Annotated in this window: 15 protein-coding genes and 1 pseudogene; 14 read left to right on the forward strand and 2 right to left on the reverse strand. The window is 44.0% G+C overall.

The window, feature by feature from the left end; translation table 11 throughout:
• Positions 1-27: 27 nt before the first annotated feature.
• From serC to msrB, 9 genes and pseudogenes are all read left to right on the forward strand, one after another.
• Positions 28-1,137: a 3-phosphoserine/phosphohydroxythreonine transaminase gene (serC, locus tag AAEY80_RS02855; protein WP_201616151.1), complete on the forward strand. Its 1,110-nt coding sequence runs from the start codon at positions 28-30 to the stop codon at positions 1,135-1,137.
• Between the two features lie 246 nt (positions 1,138-1,383).
• Positions 1,384-3,216 (forward strand): extracellular solute-binding protein, encoded by a 1,833-nt coding sequence (locus tag AAEY80_RS02860; RefSeq protein WP_201578049.1) that lies wholly within the window; start codon positions 1,384-1,386, stop codon positions 3,214-3,216.
• A 132-nt stretch (positions 3,217-3,348) separates the two neighbouring features.
• Complete coding sequence (gene gloB / locus AAEY80_RS02865) at positions 3,349-4,128, forward strand: hydroxyacylglutathione hydrolase (RefSeq protein WP_201578035.1); 780 nt, start codon at positions 3,349-3,351, stop codon at positions 4,126-4,128.
• A gap of 42 nt (positions 4,129-4,170) precedes the next feature.
• Positions 4,171-5,238, forward strand: coding sequence for a microcin C ABC transporter permease YejB (gene yejB / locus AAEY80_RS02870; protein WP_201578028.1), 1,068 nt, complete (start codon positions 4,171-4,173; stop codon positions 5,236-5,238).
• Positions 5,238-6,320 (forward strand): ABC transporter permease, encoded by a 1,083-nt coding sequence (locus AAEY80_RS02875; RefSeq protein ID WP_350587857.1) that lies wholly within the window; start codon positions 5,238-5,240, stop codon positions 6,318-6,320. The genes yejB and AAEY80_RS02875 overlap by 1 nt, the downstream gene beginning before the upstream one ends.
• Before the next feature lie 31 nt (positions 6,321-6,351).
• On the forward strand, positions 6,352-8,019 hold the full coding sequence (locus tag AAEY80_RS02880) for an ABC transporter ATP-binding protein (RefSeq protein ID WP_413786713.1): 1,668 nt from the start codon (positions 6,352-6,354) through the stop codon (positions 8,017-8,019).
• Positions 8,020-8,390: 371 nt separating this feature from the next.
• Positions 8,391-9,605: pseudogene (locus AAEY80_RS02885) on the forward strand (low temperature requirement protein A).
• 307 nt (positions 9,606-9,912) lie between these two features.
• Positions 9,913-11,229 (forward strand): iron-containing alcohol dehydrogenase, encoded by a 1,317-nt coding sequence (locus tag AAEY80_RS02890; protein WP_201566448.1) that lies wholly within the window; start codon positions 9,913-9,915, stop codon positions 11,227-11,229.
• Between the two features lie 209 nt (positions 11,230-11,438).
• Positions 11,439-12,653 (forward strand): peptide-methionine (R)-S-oxide reductase MsrB, encoded by a 1,215-nt coding sequence (gene msrB, locus AAEY80_RS02895; RefSeq protein ID WP_201566449.1) that lies wholly within the window; start codon positions 11,439-11,441, stop codon positions 12,651-12,653.
• Between the two features lie 236 nt (positions 12,654-12,889).
• Here the strand turns inward: msrB and folE are convergent, their stop codons facing one another.
• Positions 12,890-13,486, reverse strand: a complete 597-nt coding sequence (gene folE, locus AAEY80_RS02900) for a GTP cyclohydrolase I FolE (RefSeq protein WP_201566450.1) — start codon at positions 13,484-13,486, stop codon at positions 12,890-12,892.
• Between the two features lie 327 nt (positions 13,487-13,813).
• Here folE and AAEY80_RS02905 point away from each other — a divergent pair, with 327 nt between their 5' ends.
• Positions 13,814-14,623: an enoyl-ACP reductase FabI gene (locus tag AAEY80_RS02905; RefSeq protein ID WP_025651168.1), complete on the forward strand. Its 810-nt coding sequence runs from the start codon at positions 13,814-13,816 to the stop codon at positions 14,621-14,623.
• A gap of 197 nt (positions 14,624-14,820) precedes the next feature.
• The gene (locus AAEY80_RS02910; RefSeq protein WP_201566451.1) at positions 14,821-15,522 is read left to right on the forward strand and encodes a YoaK family protein; all 702 of its coding nucleotides are present in this window, start codon (positions 14,821-14,823) and stop codon (positions 15,520-15,522) included.
• A gap of 43 nt (positions 15,523-15,565) precedes the next feature.
• On the opposite strand, the gene AAEY80_RS02915 is transcribed toward AAEY80_RS02910, so the two are convergent.
• Positions 15,566-15,730, reverse strand: coding sequence for a hypothetical protein (locus AAEY80_RS02915; protein WP_173239989.1), 165 nt, complete (start codon positions 15,728-15,730; stop codon positions 15,566-15,568).
• Between the two features lie 303 nt (positions 15,731-16,033).
• Here AAEY80_RS02915 and AAEY80_RS02920 point away from each other — a divergent pair, with 303 nt between their 5' ends.
• The 3 genes from AAEY80_RS02920 to AAEY80_RS02930 all read left to right on the forward strand — a co-directional run bounded on the left by AAEY80_RS02920 (position 16,034) and on the right by AAEY80_RS02930 (position 19,440).
• Entirely contained in the window at positions 16,034-17,455 is a 1,422-nt protein-coding gene (locus tag AAEY80_RS02920) for an SLC13 family permease (protein ID WP_201566454.1), read from the forward strand.
• A gap of 139 nt (positions 17,456-17,594) precedes the next feature.
• Positions 17,595-18,632: an alpha/beta fold hydrolase gene (locus tag AAEY80_RS02925; protein ID WP_350587858.1), complete on the forward strand. Its 1,038-nt coding sequence runs from the start codon at positions 17,595-17,597 to the stop codon at positions 18,630-18,632.
• Positions 18,625-19,440: a metallophosphoesterase family protein gene (locus AAEY80_RS02930; RefSeq protein WP_350587859.1), complete on the forward strand. Its 816-nt coding sequence runs from the start codon at positions 18,625-18,627 to the stop codon at positions 19,438-19,440. Before AAEY80_RS02925 ends, AAEY80_RS02930 begins: the two co-directional genes overlap by 8 nt.
• The last annotated feature ends 13 nt before the right edge of the window (positions 19,441-19,453 follow it).

Here is a 19,453-nt window from a genome sequence, read left to right on the forward strand (position 1 = left end):
GATTTCATCATATTTAGGATAATGATTATGACCACCAAAGCCGCTTCTAACCGTGTACCCAACTTTTCAGCGGGACCTGCCACCATACCTACCGCCGTCTTATCACGCGCTCAAGAAGAGTTGCTTGATTGGCAGGGACGCGGTATGTCGGTCATGGAAGTGAGTCACCGTAGTAAAGAGTACATCGCGATTACTGAAAAAGCGGAAGCCAAATTGCGCTCGCTCATGGACATTCCAGATAACTATAAAGTGCTGTTTTTACAAGGCGGTGCCAGCTTACAGTTTTCAGCGATTCCATTAAACTTATTAAATGGTAGCCGCGCAGATTATTTAACGACAGGTACTTGGTCTGGTAAAGCGGTTAAAGAAGCACAGCGCTATGCCAAACTGGGTTTGGGCGAGGTTAATGTGGTGGCAACGGGTAAAGACAGTAATTTTACTGACGTGCCAGCCCAAAGCGATTGGAACCTAAGCGAAGATGCGGCGTATTTCCATTACTGCGCTAATGAGACCATTCATGGTTTGCAGATTTTTGAGCCGCCACAAGTCGATGCACCAATTATCGCCGATATGTCTTCTTGCATTTTGTCACAGCCAATCGATGTCTCTAAATTTGGCATGATTTATGCGGGTGCGCAAAAAAATATCGGGCCAGCAGGACTAATTATCGTCATTATTCGTGAAGATTTATTGGGCAAAGCGAGTGAGTGGTGCCCACTACTGATGAACTATGAACACCAAGCTGAAAAAGAGTCGATGTCAAACACGCCAGCGACCTATTCTTGGTATTTAGCAGGACTAGTATTTGATTGGTTAGAAGAGCAGGGCGGCGTTGCTGCTATTGGTAAAATCAACCAGCAAAAAGCCGATTTACTCTATAAAACGATTGATGACAGCAGCTTCTATAGTAATCCCGTTGACCCCAAATATCGCTCTATCATGAACGTGCCGTTTACGTTAGCCGACAGCAGCCTTGATAAAGTGTTTTTAGAAGAGTCAGAGGCGGCGGGCCTCATGAATCTAAAAGGTCACCGCGATGTCGGCGGTATGCGCGCCAGTATTTACAATGCAGTGTCATTAGAGTGGGTACAGCAGTTGGTTGACTTTATGATAGATTTTGAAAAAAAACACGCTTAAGTTAGTACAGGCTTTGAAACAAAAGGCGCAACTTTAAGAGCTGCGTCTTTTTTTATGTCTATTAGCGTTTTTTTAAGTAGCATAATGCGTTATGTAGCATCCTTAACACCGCAAAGCATTAGGTTAAAAAACCTAAGTTTGTTATGATAAAATTTCTTCAATTGCCTATTTTGCCGTCAGTCGCGCATTTTTTATCCAAGTCGGTTTAGAGTAGAAGGTCGTTATGAGGGGTATTACATAGTCATGATGCTAAAAAACACCATACTAAAAGCCGTCTTGCTTGTCATGACTAGCAGCTGGATACCTGTTAGTATCGCAGCGCCAATCACCACGACTGCGCTTGGGCACAATAGTACCACTGAGTATATTGACGTACCATACATGCCCTATGCCAATCCAAAGGCGCCCAAAGGTGGTACGCTTTCATTGGATGCACGCGGCACCTTTAATGCGGCCAATAAATGGATGACCACAGGTGTGGCGATGGTTGGTACGGACTATCTGTATGATACCTTGATGACAGGCTCACTCAATGAAGCCTTTACCATGTATCCGCAGCTGGCAAATAAAGTCACGTATGATCCTGATGATACCAGTTGGATTATTTACCATATTAATCCTGCCGCACGCTTTTGGGATGGCTCGCCGGTGACCAGCAGTGACGTCAAAGCCACTTATGATGCGATATTGAATAAAGGCCCGATGTATATCCGCAGTTATTTAGGCGATATTAAAGACGTTGAGATTATCGATAAGCAGCGGGTAAAGTTTGTTTTTAAGTCTGATGAAAATAAAGAGATTTTATTGACGGTTGGACAGTTTCCTGTCTTTGCCAAGTCCTCTATTGATACTGATTTTGAGAAAATTACCCTGACGCCATTGATGGGTAGTGGGCCTTATAAACTCGGCCGTGTCGATGCCGGACGTGCGGTCAGCTACGTGCGTGATCCCAATTATTGGGGCCGTGATTTGATGGTCAATCGCGGTCGTTATAACTTTGATATGATTAAATTCGTCTATTATCAAAGTGATGAGATTGCTTTTGAGGGTTTTAAATCTGGGCAATATCGTTTCCGTCCGGAAAACAAAGCCTCTAATTGGGCCACCGGTTACAATTTCCCAGCCGTCAAAGCAGGTCTGATTAATAAAGAAACCATCAGCAGCGAAAATCCAGTACCGATGCAGGGTCTGGTGATGAATATGCGCCGGCCACTTTTTCAAGATATTCGCGTCCGTCAAGCATTGAGCAAGGCTTATGACTTTGAATGGATGAACAGAACTTTATTCCATGGGCAGTATGAGCGCTTGCAAAGTTTTTTTCATGGCTCAGAGCTTGCTGCAACTGGTACGCCATCTGCGGCTGAGATGCAGGTATTAAGCCCATTGCTCGCCAAACTTGAACCGAGTCAGCGGCAAGCAGTACTAGACGAATGGCAATTGCCAACCAGCGATGGTAGCGGATTTAATCGTGAAGGATTGTTAAAGGCGCGGCAGCTGTTACTAGATGCGGGTTTTTATTATGATGATATGAAGTTGTATCAACCAAACGGCAAGCTTGCTCAGATTGAGATTTTGATGACAGGCGAAACCATGGGGCGTGTATTATTGCCTTATATCCGTAATCTAAAGCGTTTGGGCTTTGATGCGAGCTTACGTCAAGTCGATGGGCCGCAATATTACGAGCGCATACGCCGTTTTGACTATGATATGGTCGTCGATGTCTTCGCCCAAAGTCTATCACCTGGTGCTGAGCAAGTGGGTTTTTGGGGCAGTGCCGCTGCTGATGAAGCAGGTAATCATAATACTATCGGTATTAAAAATCCTGCGATTGACAGTGTTATTAAAAAACTGGGCGACGCTAAAAATCGCGATGAGATCGTCTTATATACGCACGTACTTGATCGCCTGCTACGGGCAGGACATTATTTAGTCCCTTTATACGGCAAACCTAGCACCAATGTTGCCTACTGGAATCAATATCGTCATACTGCAAAACTCCCGACCAATGCTATCGGTATCGATTATTGGTGGACAGATAAAGAAGCAGAAGCTCGCGTTAATCTATACTTAAAGCAATAGTTTAAAATAATGGCTTAAAACAGTTATTTAAAAATTATCATTTAAACCAGTAAATAAAATCGTGTTTCATTTGGTTTTTAAAATTTAATAAAAAACATCAGTAATAAAGACAATCACTGCTAAGGATTTTATATGAGTATTCGTATTCACCCCATTAAAGCGTTCAATGACAACTATATTTGGACACTCATTAATGAAAATAATAAGCAGGCGATTGTCATTGATCCGGGTCAAGCCGAGCCAGTTATCGCCTATTTAGAAGAAAACGGCTTAGAGCTGACGTCCATCTGGACCACACATCATCACCATGATCATATCGGAGGCGTCGCCGAGCTACAAGAATCTTATCCAATGACTCATTTGGTTGCGCATACCGAGCACAATGTCGATGAAGATCAAACTATTAAAGACGGCAGTACGGTCAGTGCTTGGGGCTGCTCTGCCCAAGTATGGGATATCTCAGGTCATACTGCCAGTCATGTAGCATATATCTTGGATATCGATGGACAGAAGCATTGCTTTTGCGGTGACACCTTGTTTAGTGGCGGTTGTGGGCGTGTATTCACTGGCACGATTGAGCAGTTGTATGAGAGCTTTAAGCGCTTAAATGAGCTGCCTGCTGATACGCTGCTGTATCCAGCCCACGAATATACTGCCAGCAACTTACGCTTTGGTTTGTCTATCGAGCCTGACAATGCGGCGATGCAGCAAGCGCTGGCTCAAGCAGAAGAAAAAACCGCTCAAGGTATCCCGACGCTGCCAGTCACTTTAGAGCATGAACGCGCAATCAATGTGTTTTTGCGTACGCAAGAATCGAGTGTGATCGCTGGTGTTAAGTCTAAGGTAAATATCGATGACGATAAGTCTTTGACCGTATTTGCTGAGTTACGTGAGCTTAAAAATAACTTCTAAATACTAAGTTGTCATCTCTCTTTATTTTAGGAAGCCGTCGTTATGGGTCGTTATATCTTGAAAAGGTTACTGCTGATATTACCGACGCTTTTTTTGATATTACTCGCAAACTTTGTGATTGTACAAGCAGCGCCTGGTGGTCCTGTCGAGCAGCAGCTGGCGCTTATCGAACAAGGCGCAAAAGACAATGTGCTTGGTGGTAATATTGGCGCGGGCAGTGCAGGCAACAACAGCACTTATCAAGGGACACGCGGTTTATCAGAGGAGATGGTGGCGGCGATTAATGCTCAATATGGCTTTGATAAATCGGCACCAGAGCGTTTTTGGCTGATGCTAAAAAATTATGCCCAGTTGGATTTTGGTGAGTCGTTTTTTAAAGGTCAGACGGTGACCGACCTGATTATAGAGAAACTACCCGTATCGATCTCGCTAGGGCTTTGGAGTACGCTGCTGATTTATATGATCGCCATTCCACTCGGGGTTTATAAAGCGATGCATCATGGTTCAGGGATTGATAAAGCAACAGCCATGCTGCTTGCTATCGGCCATGCAATACCCGTTTTTGTATTTGCCGTCATATTACTAGTATTTTTTGCTGGTGGCAGCTACTGGAACATTTTTCCACTGCAAGGATTAACTTCCGAAAATTTTGACCAATTAAGCACGCTTGGTAAAGTGAAAGATTACTTTTGGCATCTGGCATTGCCGCTCCTAGCAAGTACCGTTGGCGGCTTTGCTGGCTTGACTTACTTGACCAAGTTTAGCTTTTTAGAAGAGCTCGGTAAGCAATATGTGCTTACCGCGCGAGCCAAAGGCTTGGGCGAACGGCAAGTGTTATACGGCCATGTGTTTCGTAATGCGATGTTGATTATTATCGCCGGTATTCCAGCGGCTATCGTTGGGATTTTCTTTGCCGGTAATTTTTTGATTGAGATTATCTTTAAACTTGATGGTTTGGGGTTGTTGGGTTTCGAAGCCATTCAGCAGCGTGATTATCCGGTGATATTTGGTACGCTGTTTATCTTTACTTTGCTCGGGCTGTTATTACAGTTAATCAGTGATTTAAGTTATCACTTAATTGATCCGCGTATTGATTTTGAGGGGCGCTAATGTCAAGTCATCCATTATCTTCTGTACCCTCAAACACATCTTCCATTGTCCCAGAAAAAAAACGCCGCCTAAATCCTATTTGGCAGGCACGCCTTAATCGTTTTCGCCGCAATCGTCTCGGCGTGATATCGCTGTTTGTTTTTGCGATAATATTTGTCATTTGTATGGCAGCCAATGTGATTGCTAATGACAAGCCGCTGCTGGTGCAGTATGAAAGTAACTATTATTTCCCCGTATTAAAAGCCTATCCTGAAACAACTTTTGGCGGTGTGTTCGAGACTGAAACTAATTACAAAGATCCTGCTGTGCAAACGCTGATTAATGATCAGGGTTACTATGTGATGCCGCTCATTCCCTTTGCAGACCAGACACCGAACGTTGAGCTAGGGATTCCATATCCAGCCGCACCCAATAGCCAAAACTGGCTTGGGACAGATGATTTGGGTCGTGATGTGCTGGCGCGGATACTTTACGGCATGCGGGTATCGTTGCTGTTCGGTCTGGCACTGACGCTAGCAGGCGCGCTTATTGGTATTATCGTTGGTGCGATACAAGGGTATTACGGTGGCTGGGTAGATTTGGCAGGGCAGCGCTTCATGGAGGTATGGGGCGGTATGCCGCAGCTATTTATGATTATTATTTTGGTCAGCTTGTTTAGCCCTAGTATCTTTATGCTGTTTGCGATGATGCTGTTATTTGGTTGGATGGGGCTGGTCGGTTTGGTACGGGCAGAGTTTTTACGAGCGCGTAATTTTGATTATGTCCGTGCCGCTCGCAACCTTGGGGTATCGGACAGTCAAATCATGCTCAGACATATCTTGCCTAATGCGTTGGCCTCAAGCTTGTCACAACTGCCGTTTATCCTAACCGCTAATATCATTGCTTTAACAGCGCTAGACTTCTTAGGGTATGGTTTACCGCCTGGGTCACCATCGCTTGGTGAGTTGATGGTGCAAGGGAAAAACAACCTCGATGCCCCTTGGCTGGCCTTATCTGGATTTTTCAGCTTAACCTTTATTTTATCATTGCTCATTTTCGTTGGCGAAGCGCTGCGTGATGCCTTTGATCCGAGGCGTTCCTGATATGACAACTGATAAGATGATAAACGCTAATATGATAACTGCTACTGAGCAAAATAATCGTTTAAATAACAGTCATAGCAAAGCACAGAATAAGCTCATGCTGACAGTGGATAAGCTTAGCATCGCCACCAATGCAGGTAATGCTTTAGTCGATAAACTAACGTATGAGCTTAGGCAAGGGCAAACGCTAGCCATCGTTGGTGAGTCGGGCTCTGGCAAATCGATTGCCAGTCTCGCGCTGTTGGGCTTGTTACCCGATAGTTTGACCGTTACTGGTGAAGTGCAGTTAGCAGATGCGACAGGAATGGCTACATTGCCGATAAGCAATCACAAAACAGGTGATGCTGCGCTACGCTCTATCCGTGGTCAACGCATCGGTATGGTGTTTCAAGAGCCGATGACGGCGCTCAATCCATTACATACGGTTGCTAAGCAAATCGCAGAGTCTCTGCGTCTCAGCGGTGTACCCAAAAAGCAATGGCGCGAAAGAAGCATCGCTTTGCTAGACGATGTCAATATTACTGACCCTGCTGATAAACTGAATCGCTATCCGCATGAGCTATCGGGTGGTCAACGTCAGCGGGTAATGATTGCCATGGCATTGGCGCAGCAGCCTGATATTTTAATCGCTGATGAGCCAACCACCGCGCTTGATGTGACCTTGCAACATGAAATTCTCGCCCTGTTAGATGACCTTAAGCGTCAGCACAATATGGCGATGGTATTAATCAGCCATGATCTCAATTTGGTTAGACGCTACAGTGATGAAGTCATCGTTATGCGTCAAGGGCACACTATTGAGCAGGGGAAAACTGCAGATGTGTTTAGTCAGCCTAAAGCCGACTATACTCGCACACTTATTAAGCAAGACTTTGGGCAGGCGCTAAGTTTATTCGCTGATAGCAGTGAGCAACCAACCGTATTGCAAGTCAGTAACCTACAAGTGCAGTTTCCTGTAGAGAAAAGTCTATTTGGCGGTACCAAACGCTGGTTTGATGCGGTAAAAAATGTCGATATGATCCTACACAAAGGGCAGGCACTGGGTATCATTGGTGAGTCAGGCTCTGGGAAAACCACGATTGCCCTTGCGCTAAGTCAATTACTCAGCAATCAAGCGCGTGTTGGTGGCCAGATAATGGTCAATGGACAAGATATCTCGGCATTATCAAAACGCGATCTGCGTACCTTTCGCTCGCAGATTCAAATGGTATTTCAAGACCCCTTTGCCAGTATTAACCCGCGTATGACGGTCATGCAGATAGTAGAAGAAGGGCTATTAGTACAAGGCGTTGATAAAACATCCCGCCAGCAAGCAGTAATGGATAGTCTTGCTACTGTGCACTTACCGTTAGCGTTTGCGCAGCGTTATCCACATGAGCTATCAGGTGGTCAGCGTCAACGCGTGGCGCTGGCGCGCGCACTCATTATGCAGCCAAGTTTATTGATACTGGATGAGCCAACTTCTGCACTTGATAGCACTACACAAGTCACTGTGGTCAGCTTGCTACGTGAAATTCAGGAAAAACTGCAAATCAGTTATGTATTTATCAGTCATGATTTAAAAGTAGTCCGCGCCTTATGTCAGCATATTATGGTGCTAAAAGAAGGTAGGTGTATTGAGTATGGTCGTACTGAAGAGGTTTTCAATAACCCAGAGCATTCATATGCTCAGCAGTTATTGCAGGCAAGTGTGCTATAGCCTAGGGTCTGTTGAACATTCAAATGTGGCACTGGCAGTAGCTATTTTTTAGACAATGCGCAGTGAAATTTTTGATGCCTAGTCATTCTAGGTTAGACAATTTCGCCATGTATTGGCAAAAAATAGCTACTGCCCTAAAAGGCTGATGCTAAAACCACCCCAAACGTTGTTGTAAACCTAGCTAAGGTCTCGACATTATCATCGGTTTACGCCTGATTTGATAAAAGGTTTGGGACGATTTTAGCGATCAGCAGTCCTAATATTTGAATGTTCAACAGACCCTATTAAAAGATCAACCGTCAGAAATGAATAGCTACGTAATTACATAATCATGTGGCTGCACTAATTTTGAAATAAGTGGAACACTCTACATGATCGGCAGGCTCAAAATAAAACCTATCCAAGCCCGAAACCCTAACGAGCCAAATCGACCGTCAACCACGCTTGAGCTGCTATTTGACTTGGTTTATGTCATTGCTGTCGCCGCCGCTGCCAATGGTTTTTATAATCGCTTGAGTGAGCACGATTTTTCAGGTTTTTTGACCTTTACTGTGGCATTTTTTATCTTGTGGAATGCGTGGACCAGCTTTACGTGGTTTGCGTCAGGCTATGACCCTGACGACTGGTTTTATCGCATCTCAGTCATGTTTCAGATGTTTGGCTCTCTCATGATAGCCGCCAACATCCATCAGTTTTATGAGCAAGGGCTGACTTAGATTGGGGTGACGGGTTATGCCATCATGCGGCTAGCAAGCTGTAGTCAATGGTGGCGTGTCTATCGATAAGTTCCAGGTCATAAAAAAGTCGCTGGGCGCAGTATGGTCGGTCTGTTAACTTTACAGGCGTTGTGGATTATCTGGTTGTTTTTACCATCCGCGTTACAAACGCCCGCCTTGTTTCTGTTCATAGCAGCAGAACTACTCATGCCAGTATGGGCACGTTCAGAGCAGTTTGATAACTGGCACCCTGGACACATTGCTGAGCGTTATGGACTCTTGACCATTATCGTATTGGGCGAGGGTGTGGTAGGGGTTAGTAACAGTATTCAATATTTTTTGGTTAACTCTACCTCGGCTGCGAGTAGCATCCTGTTACTCGGCTCAAGCTTAGTCGCTCTCGTGTTTTCTTTATGGTGGCTGTATTTTATCGTGCCATTTGATACCATTTTAAATAAAGAGCGCCGACGTCATGACTTGTTTTTATTTGGTTATGGGCACTTTTTTATCTTTGCTGCCTTAGCAGGTTTGGGTAGTATGCTGAATCTGGTTACCGAATCCGTCGCCGGTGAAACGGGTGATAGCGCCAAAAAAATCATCTCAGAACCTTATGCAATGGGCATGCTAATGAGTATGTTGGTGGTATTTTTATTGACGCTGACCATCTTACGAGAATTGATGTGCCGTAGATCGAGCCATAATGTTATTGCGATGCTCCTTGCACTGACCATCATTGGACTGAGCTATATAGCGGTCACGCAGGGATTGCCAATCACCTATGGCATTTGGCTGAGTATCTTGGCACCTGTGGTGATGATTTGGTATTTTGGGCAAGACAATAACCAGTGGCTGGTCAAAGAAGAGAATTAAGGTTGCCTTATTTATGAATACTGCTGCTATTGGACGATTCGATAAAACCTTCTAAAAAATCAGAACATAGCAGTTCATAATAATCACGACATCCTAAAAAATGCAGTGGTACAATAAATTTGGACATGAGTCTACTCTATCGATATATATTTTACTTATGTATTTACCTGTTTTGGCTTCGCTCCCAAGGCATGTCCTCATTTTTAGTCCATTTAGATGACTATCGTTTGAATTGAGACACGCCCTAGTTGGTGGAATCAACACAGTTATAACTGCTATTAAAAGCATTATTAAAAAAGGATTTTTTATGCCCAGCAAAAAACAAAGCAGTCTTTCTAAGTTAGTAAATAACAATCCATTACAGCATGTTGGTTATTTGGCAGTTGCCAAGACGCGTGCCAAAGTATTAAAAGCCTTTTCTTACGTAGTGCCTATCAGAAGACCGATGCTATTCGTTGGTGAGACTGCCTGTGATGAGTTATGTGATATGCTCATTAACGAAGGTAGTAGCAATGTATTTATCGTCACTGATGCCGTATTGAATAAGCTTGGTATACCTGCCAAAGTGACCGACTATCTAGATAGTAAAAACATCCGCTATCAGCTCTATGATGGTGTGACACCAGACCCTACTTTTAAGGTCATAGAAGAAGGCCTGCGCAAATCTATCGATGCTAAGTGCGACTCTATACTGGCTATCGGCGGCGGTTCAGTCATCGACGCGGCTAAGATGATTGCGATGTCGCAAGGCAATAATTGCAAACCTAGACAACTTATCGGGATTCTAAAAGCCAGAAAACCTTCTACGCCGCTATATTGTATTCCTACTACGGCTGGTACAGGATCAGAGGCAACGCTCGGTGCAGTGGTGTCAGATGATAAAACTCATCAAAAGGCCTTATCTATTGATCCAAGAATGGTGCCATTAGCAGCGGCCATCGATCCGGTTATTATGAAAGGTATGCCCGCGCACATCACAGCCGATACCGGTATTGATGTATTGACCCATGCGCTAGAAGCGTGGATGAGCGTAAACGCAAGTGTAGAGACTGACTATTATGCGGCTTCCGCTGTCAAGTCTGTCATGCAATATCTACCACTGGCTTATAAAAATGGTGGCGATTTAAAAGCCCGTGAAGCGATGGGTATTGCGGCTCACTACGGTGGTATTGCCTTTAATAAAGCTGGTCTAGGTTATGTTCATGCTATCGCTCATCAATTAGGCGCGTATTATAGTATTCCTCATGGTCGTGCGAATGCCATCGTCTTGCCTTATGTATTGGACTTAAATCGTAAAGCAAGTGAAAAACGACTGGCAACATTGGCAAGAAAAACGGGCATGGTCAAGCACGATCAAGCGAGTAGTAGCAATGGTCAGATAGCAGATGACTTAATCGCCCAAGTACGAGAGCTGATCAAAAGCTTAAATATTGATCCAACCGTCAAAGGTATGAAAAGCAGTGACTTTGACAGTATCGCTAAAGCCGCTGCTAAAGAAGTCAGTGATACCTATGCAGTGCCGACTTATATGCCAGCGTCTGGTATCAAGGAAATCTTGACCAAGATTATGCAAGAAAGTGAAGCTCTTGCTGGTAAAGATAAAAATAGTGACAATGCAGCATAGCAGCATAGCAGCATAGCAGCATAGCAGCATAGATTATTTTATCTATTTAATCATGTCGCTGATAAACTAAAAAAGCTTATTATCATAGGATAATAAGCTTTTTTTATTAGAAACAATTGAACTCGTTTTATATATATAACAATATAGGAATATTGTGGTGACACCAAGGGGTCACTATAGTTACACGAAAATTCTTTTAGGAAATAGTTATGAATCGTATATTGCCGTCTAAAATTATCGGATTAGTGATCGTGGCAAGCAGTGCGTTGTACGCAGGTTGTGCTTCTACCGAAACCAACACCGCTGTGAAGGATGTAAATGCTGCCAATCCTTATGCGCCGACGACTCCAGGACTGGCAGTAGCAACGGTCGCTGGTGGGTGTTTTTGGTGCGTGGAAGCAGGCTATGAGAAAATCCCTGGGGTCATAGAAGTGGTGTCTGGCTATACAGGTGGTAATGTCGAAAACCCAACTTATAAACAAGTATCAGCAGGTGGTACGGGTCATACGGAAGCGGCGCAAGTATATTATGACCCTACACAGATTACCTATAACGGTATCGTACAGGCGTTATGGCGCATTGCTGATCCCACTGATAATAAAGGTCAGTATGTGGATCGAGGTACGCAGTATCGCCCCGCTATTTTTTATAATAATGCGCAAGAAAAACAGATAGCAGAAACTGCCAAGCAATCATTGCAGGACTCTGGGGTATATGCCAAGCCAGTGGTGATTGAGATTGTACCTGCGAGCACTTTTTATCCAGCAGAAGAGTATCATCAGGATTATTATAAAAAAAACCCGCTACGCTATAAGGCTTATACCTTCAACTCTGGTCGCTATCAATTTATCGAAAGCGTCTATGGCAAAGACTATGAGCTAGATTTTAACCAGTTTAAACCGACTGCGGCCAGCTCTAAACAGGCAGCTTTAAATGAAGCAGCAACTACCAAAGCAAGCGCAGGCTTCAACCCAAAAACATTCGTGAAGCCAACACAGGAAACACTGAAAAAGTCGCTGAGTGACATTCAATATAAAGTTACTCAAAAAGAAGGTACCGAGCGCGCCTTTGATAATGCTTATTGGGACAATAAAGCGCCGGGGCTTTACGTCGATGTGATATCGGGCGAGCCGCTATATTCTTCTCGTGACCAATTCAAGTCTGGTACAGGCTGGCCTAGCTTCATCCGTCCGTTGAGTGCCGACGTGGTCGTCGAAAAAGAAGATCGTGGTATTTTTTCAACCCGTACCGAAATCCGCAGCCGCTACGCTGATTCGCACGTGGGTCACGTATTTGATGATGGTCCAGCGCCAACGGGCAAACGCTATTGCATGAATTCAGCCGCAATGCGTTTTATTCCATTAGCGAAGATGGAAGAAGCAGGTTATGGCAACTGGATTGATGCCGTAAAATCAGTGAGTTAGGATTTGCTCAACACGGCACAGTATCTCTGTTTTAAACATATCTGAATTGCATAAAAAAAGGACACTTGATGAGTGTCCTTTTTTTGTTCTATAGTCAAAACATCCTAAAAACGCGACGGTATTGCTGCTATCGTTTTTTTGTAGCCTCTGTCTACGCAGGCACAGCAAGCAAGAAGATTGATAGCAGCAGTGCATGATGGTTCGATATTACTTTTCACTCACTATAGAATACCATTTTAAAATGCCGGTTGACGCTTAGGTACGGCATTTAAAAACTCGTTGCGTGCTTGGTTATCATGCACATATTCACCAAGCATTGCTGTGCTGCGTGTGGTCGAATGCTGCTTATTGACACCGCGCATCATCATACACATATGTGATGCATCCATTACCACAGCTACACCACGGCAGCCCGTCACGTCCATGATGGTCTGTGCCACTTGCTCACTCAGGTTTTCTTGAATTTGCAAACGGCGAGCAAACATATCGACGATACGTGCAAACTTTGACAGCCCTAAGACTTGTCCATTCGGCAGATAACCGATATGTGCCACCCCATGAAAGGGGAGCATATGGTGCTCACATAACGAATAAAACTCAATATTTTGTACTAAAACCAATTCGCGATTGGTCGACGGGAATACCGCGTCATTGACCACTTCATCCAAGCTTTGATGATAGCCTTGGGTTAAATGAGCAAATGCTTTCGCCGCTCGAATGGGCGTATCTAGCAATCCAGGACGATCTAAGTCTTCGCCAGTTGATTCAATCAGTTGACGATAGGATACAATACTTTCTTGATAATCTGAGGAGACGATAGGGGTGTTACTCATAAGTTTGGCAGCCATCCAAAATGTGGGTGTAGCTTAACGCTAAATCCTTGTTTATAAACAACGGTTATAAAGGATTTTTATAAAAATTGTGCAAGCTGGGAGGGCTGTGATTATACTTTAAATCTGCTCAACTTCATACCGCTGTGGCAGTAGTTAAGTGTTTAATCAATATAGTCACTCATTGAACACTCAAAACAGTTTACGACTGTATACTTAAATTATTTCGTGTATAATAAGTCATCTTTATATCTATCTTTTTTATTCATGGTTATTATCTTATTAAAACAAACTAAATAAATAACGTTGATCGACTCAAAAGGAAATATTATGCTACTGCAAGGACAACGGTTCGTCGTCACTGGTATTGCCAGCAAGCTCTCTATTGCTTGGGCTATCGCAGAGGCGTTGCATCGCGAAGGCGCGTCACTCATCTTAACTTATCCTAATGATAAGATTAAGAAACGCGTTGATATGGCTGCGGAGAAGTTCGAAGCGGACTTGGTATTAGAGTGTGATGTGGCTTCTGATGAGTCTATCGCGGCGTGTTTTGAGCAAGTCACCGCACATTGGGGCGACGGTATCGATGGTGTGGTACATGCGATCGGCTTTGCCCCGATGGATCAACTCGATGGTGATTTTGTTAGCGCCACAACGCGTGAAGGCAGCCATATTGCGCATGATATCTCCAGCTATAGTTTCGTCGCGCTAGCCAAAGCAGCACGAGAGCTTTTGGCCATGCGTCACGGCTCAATGCTGACCTTGACTTATGAAGGTAGTATTTCGGTATTGCCAAATTACAACGTCATGGGTATGGCAAAAGCCAGTCTTGAAGCCAGCGTTCGCTATCTAGCGACCTCTATGGGCGGCGAAGGTATCCGCGTCAATGCTATTTCTGCAGGTCCTATCCGCACGCTTGCTGCCAGTGGTATTAAGTCTTTCCGTAAAATGCTGGATATTAGCGAAAAAATTGCACCGCTACAGCGTAATGTCAGCCAAACAGAAGTGGGAAATGCGGCTTTATTTTTACTGTCGCCTTGGGCTTCAGGTATCACTGGTGAGATTATGTTCGTTGACGCTGGTTTTAATACTGTTGCGATCAGTGAGCAATTAATGATGCTTGATGAGCCACAGCAGTAATTGTTTAAAAGGTCTTTAATTGTGTTTTATCAGGGTGTGTTGAATATTCAATATGCTCTAATTCTTGAGATTTATAAAATCCATTGACCATGACAAACCTTTAGTGCAATCATAGTAATGACAGAGAAGGCAGCCAACCGGCTGTCTTTTTTGGTTATACTACGGGCTTTTTGGTAACAAGCCTTTAGGTGCTAGATATGATAACCAAATTACCAAGGTGGATATTGTGGGGCGGTGCTGTACTTGCCTTTAGTGCGGGCTGCCTCAATACGGCAGCATTAATGGGATTTACCAATTTATCCGTGTCGCATGTCACTGGTAATGTGAGCCTATTTGCTGCCGCTATTGCTCATTTTGATGCCATTAGTATTCTATATATAGGCGCGTCGTTGTTATCATTTTTGGCAGGGTCAATATTGAGCGGTTTTGTCATTGGGCAAAGCTCATTGAAGTTAGGACGGCGCTATGGGCGGGCATTATATATCGAAGCTGCGTTACTGCTGATCAGCTATCTACTTTATAAAGAGCATGATTACTTTGGGCAATTAGCTGCAGCCATGGCGTGCGGATTACAGAATGCGATGGTGGCGACTTATAGCGGCGCAGTCATTCGTACCACTCATCTAACGGGTCTAACGTCAGACATGGGTGCTGCTATCGGTAATTGGCTAGCAGGACGTTCAATCAGTAAGCCGACATTGGGCTTTCAGGCGATTATTTGGTATTGCTTTTGCGGTGGCGGGGTAGTGGGTGCGTTTTTATATGCCAAAATTGGCTATGGCGCATTGTTTGTACCGATCACTATCGTGCTAACGGCGGCATTTGTCTATAACTATGCCTCAGATCATTTGCCAGAACAGAGACCACCACAAGCAAAAAAGCGCTCATCAGCAAGATAGGCGCTTTTAGACTATATTTTATGGCTTTTTATACCGAACCGAACTATTTATCTTCTTCTGGATTGTGATCTTCATGTTCGTGCATACCTTGCATCATATCTAAGGCAGAGTCATCAGTACGTTGTTGGTCTTTTTTATCTAGACCATCTTGATTGATATCCTTCGGTGCCATCTTCGTGGTTGCATCCGTTTTATTTGGGTCTGTCATAACGTGCTCCTGTTTGTTTTTGTTAACTGCCAATAAAAATAGCTATATGCAATATTTATGGGCGTTTGGTTTTATTTCACATAGTAAGTATGAGATAGAGCTACCTTGTTGTACAGGTACGGTGTAGGCTTGTTTAGTGACGATGTGTAACGAGGTATCACTGGGATGCTGATGATTTCTGTTCAATGTCATTTACAATAGCAGAGAATAGGTTTCGAAATAAATTGCTGTTAGCAATTATGATTAAAAGTTATCTTTATATTTTAGTTTTTTCAACGTCTTTGAGGACAATAAGGATATGTTATGTCAGAGCAAAAGTTAGACAGCCATCTTCCTGATGATGGCAATGAGTATTTATTTACCGACACCTTTCCAAAGGGTACAGGTAAAGGGCTGATAGTGGTCATCATCGCTGCCATTATCAGTATGATTATTTATAACGTGTTGCCGTTCGATATCAATGCCAATAAAGGCTTGGCCCTGCTGTTCTTCATCGGTGTGTTATGGCTGACAGAAGCGCTACATGTGACCATTACTGCGCTATTAGTGGTGGTGGTTGGCGCACTGATTGGTATACCAGAGTTCGATGCCGAAATCGGCTTGCAGAGTTTTGCTAACCCAACGATTTACTTGTTTTTTGGTGGTTTTGCTTTGGCTGCCGCTTTGCATGTACAGCAATTGGACAAAAAAATTGCGCTAAAAATTCTATCCATGTCAGGTGGCAAGCTTGGCACGGCTGTATTTTTAATATTTGGGGTCACTGCATTTTTGTCGATGTGGATATCGAACACTGCCACAGCTGCGATGATGCTGCCTCTTGCGCTCGGTATCCTGACGCAGGTTGACCGCGAAAAAGATCGCGGTACGTTTGTGTTTGTATTATTGGGTATCGCTTACTCTGCCAGTTTGGGTGGTCTGGGTACGATTGTTGGTTCACCGCCTAACGCCATCGCGGCAAAAGCGCTTGATATTGCGTTTATCGATTGGATGAAATTCGGTATTCCAATGATGTTAGTGCTATTGCCACTATTACTGGGGGCGATGTATTTGTTCCTGAAACCCAATCTTAATCGTACGGTCGTCCTTGTCGAAGAGGAACCTATTGAGTGGAATAAGCCTCGGGTAGTGACGATTATTGTCTTTATCGTGACAGCACTCAGTTGGATATTCTCCAAAAAAATCGGTGCGGCACTTGATATCACCGATACCGATGCGGTCATTGCATTGTCTGCAGCAGCAGCGGTAGTGAGCTTGGGACTTGTATCGTGGAAGCAAGTCTCTGACAATACTGATTGGGGTGTGCTCATGTTGTTCGGTGGTGGTATCGCACTATCAACAATTTTGAAAGTTTCTGGCGCCTCCTTAGTGCTGGGCGAGACCGTGGCCAATGCGTTGTCTTCGGCACCACTTATTATCGTAATGATTGCGGTATCGGCATTTATTATCTTCTTAACAGAGTTCGCGTCTAATACTGCCTCTGCCGCGTTATTAGTGCCGGTATTCGCTGCTATTGCTGAGCAAATGGGTTTACCACATGAAGTGTTGGTATTGGTCATCGGTATTGGTGCTTCTTGTGCCTTTATGCTTCCTGTCGCCACACCACCAAACGCGATTGTATTTGGTACGGGGCTTATCAAGCAGTCAGAGATGATACGTACTGGTATCATTCTCAATATCATCGCCACCTTTGTAGTAGGGCTGTGGGCGTATTTTTTCTTAATTTAGCCTTATAATAATCTGACTATAAAACCATTAAACCCGATGTTTGAGTTACTCTCAAGCATCGGGTTTTTTGTTTCTTTTTAGGTTTAATGACTGTATAACATAATCAATAACGTCCTCTCATTAAACGGATTTAATAAAAATGGCAAAACGTCTAACGAAAATCATGGTCTTTATTGTTTTGGGGCTACTTGTTTTATTGATAGCTTTAATCGCACTTTATTGGGCGGCCGACAGAAGCGTCGCCGACCTAGAGCGCTGGCAACTGCCCAATAGTGAGTTTATAGACGTGCAAGGGATGCAGGCGCATGTGATCAAATCGCCAAGATGCACAGCCTATCCGAGCAAAAATGCCGTAGAAAATGAGATAGAATCTGATCTTAATAGTGTTAAAACCATTGAGAGCTCTAAAACTATCGTATTACTACATGGCACTTCAGCAAGTTTGCATACGTGGCAGGGCTGGACATGTGAGTTAAGTGATGACTATTGTGTCATCAGCATGGATCTGCCGGGGTTTGGCTTGACCGGCCCTTATACCGATGAATCCACTCAGTATGACAGTGCTAATTATGCTAAGTTTGTCATTGATGTGCTTGATCATTTAGAAGTGGGTCGCGTGACGTTAGCAGGCAACTCGCTGGGTGGTAAAATCGCGTGGCGTACTGCGGCATTATATCCTGAGCGGGTTAATAAACTCATATTGATCGATGCAGTTGGCTACCCTGCAACGCCAAAACAGGTGCCTATTGGTTTTAAACTGGCGAAATACCCCATATTGACTCCACTGCTTAGCCGTGTGCTACCGCGTGATGTTGTGAAAAAAAGTATCTTAAGCGTCTACGCGGACGACAGCAAAGTCGATGAGGCTTTAGTGGATCGTTATTACGATTTGACTTTGCGTCAAGGCAACCGTCTGGCGCTAAACCGCCGCTTGCTGGAGATGGATAACACGGCAAATCAAGCACAAATCAAACAATTGGATTTACCAACCCTCATCTTATGGGGTGCGCAAGACGACCTAATCCCAGTAGAAAACGCCAAACGGTTTCATCGAGATATCGCTAATAGCCAGTTAAAGGTATTTGATAATTTGGGACATGTACCACACGAAGAGGATTCCGTAGCGACGGTTAAAGTAGTACAGCAGGTTTTGGTTGGTGAACAAATAGATGAATAATCCAAAAAACAAACGAATAACGACAATAGCCGCTGTTTCCGACATTCATAGCAACGTCTTCGCGCTTGAAGCTGTGTTGGCTGATATCAAACGTCGCGATATCGATCAAATTGTCAATCTGGGTGATATTTTATACGGACCTATTGCCCCTAAAGATACCTATGCGCTTCTCATGGCGCATCAGAACGATATCATTACGATTCGAGGTAATCAGGATAGACAGATTTATGAAGCGACAGCGGCGGATATTGCTGATAACGCAACCATGGCTTTTATCCTTGAAGACTTACCTAAAGCAGCGGTTGAATGGATGCAAGCTTTGCCGTTTGATTATCATGTCAGTGAAGATGTATATCTATGCCACGGGTCACCAACCGATGACATGGTATATATGCTCGAGAATATCGAAACAGGGCAGCCGATAGTACGTGATGACGCAGATATTCTGACATTGCTTAACAGTATTGAAAGTGCCGTTATCATCTGTGGTCATACTCATATCCCGCGTACCGTTACGCTATCGACAGGGCAAACGATAGTCAATACAGGTAGCGTTGGTTATCCAGCCTATGAAGATAATTTGCCTATCGCGCATAAAATGCAAACCTATTCGCCCCATGCCAGTTACGCGCTTATTAAAAAATGCGTTGGTGCTGAGCAAGGTACTATACAAAGTACTAAGCAAGATACAAGCTGGCAAGTTGAGCATATCAAAGTGCCTTATGATTATGAAGCTGCGGCTAAATTTGCTGCAATGAACGGTCGTGAAGATTGGGCGTTTGCGCTAAGGACAGGGCGGGTGTTATAACTATAAAAACAGC

It is taken from the genome of Psychrobacter sp. 78a-MNA-CIBAN-0178, from assembly GCF_040309625.1.
Taxonomy (GTDB): domain Bacteria; phylum Pseudomonadota; class Gammaproteobacteria; order Pseudomonadales; family Moraxellaceae; genus Psychrobacter; species Psychrobacter okhotskensis.

Bases quoted from the DNA above. Each gene is read 5' to 3' on its own strand.
- AAEY80_RS02930 (WP_350587859.1), top strand. From the start codon at position 18,625: ATGAATAATCCAAAAAACAAACGAATAACGACAATAGCCGCTGTTTCC.
- AAEY80_RS02875 (WP_350587857.1), top strand. From the start codon at position 5,238: ATGTCAAGTCATCCATTATCTTCTGTACCCTCAAACACATCTTCCATT.
- AAEY80_RS02890 (WP_201566448.1), top strand. From the start codon at position 9,913: ATGCCCAGCAAAAAACAAAGCAGTCTTTCTAAGTTAGTAAATAACAAT.
- AAEY80_RS02910 (WP_201566451.1), top strand. From the start codon at position 14,821: ATGATAACCAAATTACCAAGGTGGATATTGTGGGGCGGTGCTGTACTT.
- AAEY80_RS02880 (WP_413786713.1), top strand. From the start codon at position 6,352: ATGATAACTGCTACTGAGCAAAATAATCGTTTAAATAACAGTCATAGC.
- AAEY80_RS02925 (WP_350587858.1), top strand. From the start codon at position 17,595: ATGGCAAAACGTCTAACGAAAATCATGGTCTTTATTGTTTTGGGGCTA.
- AAEY80_RS02920 (WP_201566454.1), top strand. From the start codon at position 16,034: ATGTCAGAGCAAAAGTTAGACAGCCATCTTCCTGATGATGGCAATGAG.
- yejB (WP_201578028.1), top strand. From the start codon at position 4,171: ATGGGTCGTTATATCTTGAAAAGGTTACTGCTGATATTACCGACGCTT.
- gloB (WP_201578035.1), top strand. From the start codon at position 3,349: ATGAGTATTCGTATTCACCCCATTAAAGCGTTCAATGACAACTATATT.
- AAEY80_RS02905 (WP_025651168.1), top strand. From the start codon at position 13,814: ATGCTACTGCAAGGACAACGGTTCGTCGTCACTGGTATTGCCAGCAAG.
- AAEY80_RS02915 (WP_173239989.1), bottom strand. From the start codon at position 15,730: ATGACAGACCCAAATAAAACGGATGCAACCACGAAGATGGCACCGAAG.
- msrB (WP_201566449.1), top strand. From the start codon at position 11,439: ATGAATCGTATATTGCCGTCTAAAATTATCGGATTAGTGATCGTGGCA.
- folE (WP_201566450.1), bottom strand. From the start codon at position 13,486: ATGAGTAACACCCCTATCGTCTCCTCAGATTATCAAGAAAGTATTGTA.
- AAEY80_RS02860 (WP_201578049.1), top strand. From the start codon at position 1,384: ATGCTAAAAAACACCATACTAAAAGCCGTCTTGCTTGTCATGACTAGC.
- serC (WP_201616151.1), top strand. From the start codon at position 28: ATGACCACCAAAGCCGCTTCTAACCGTGTACCCAACTTTTCAGCGGGA.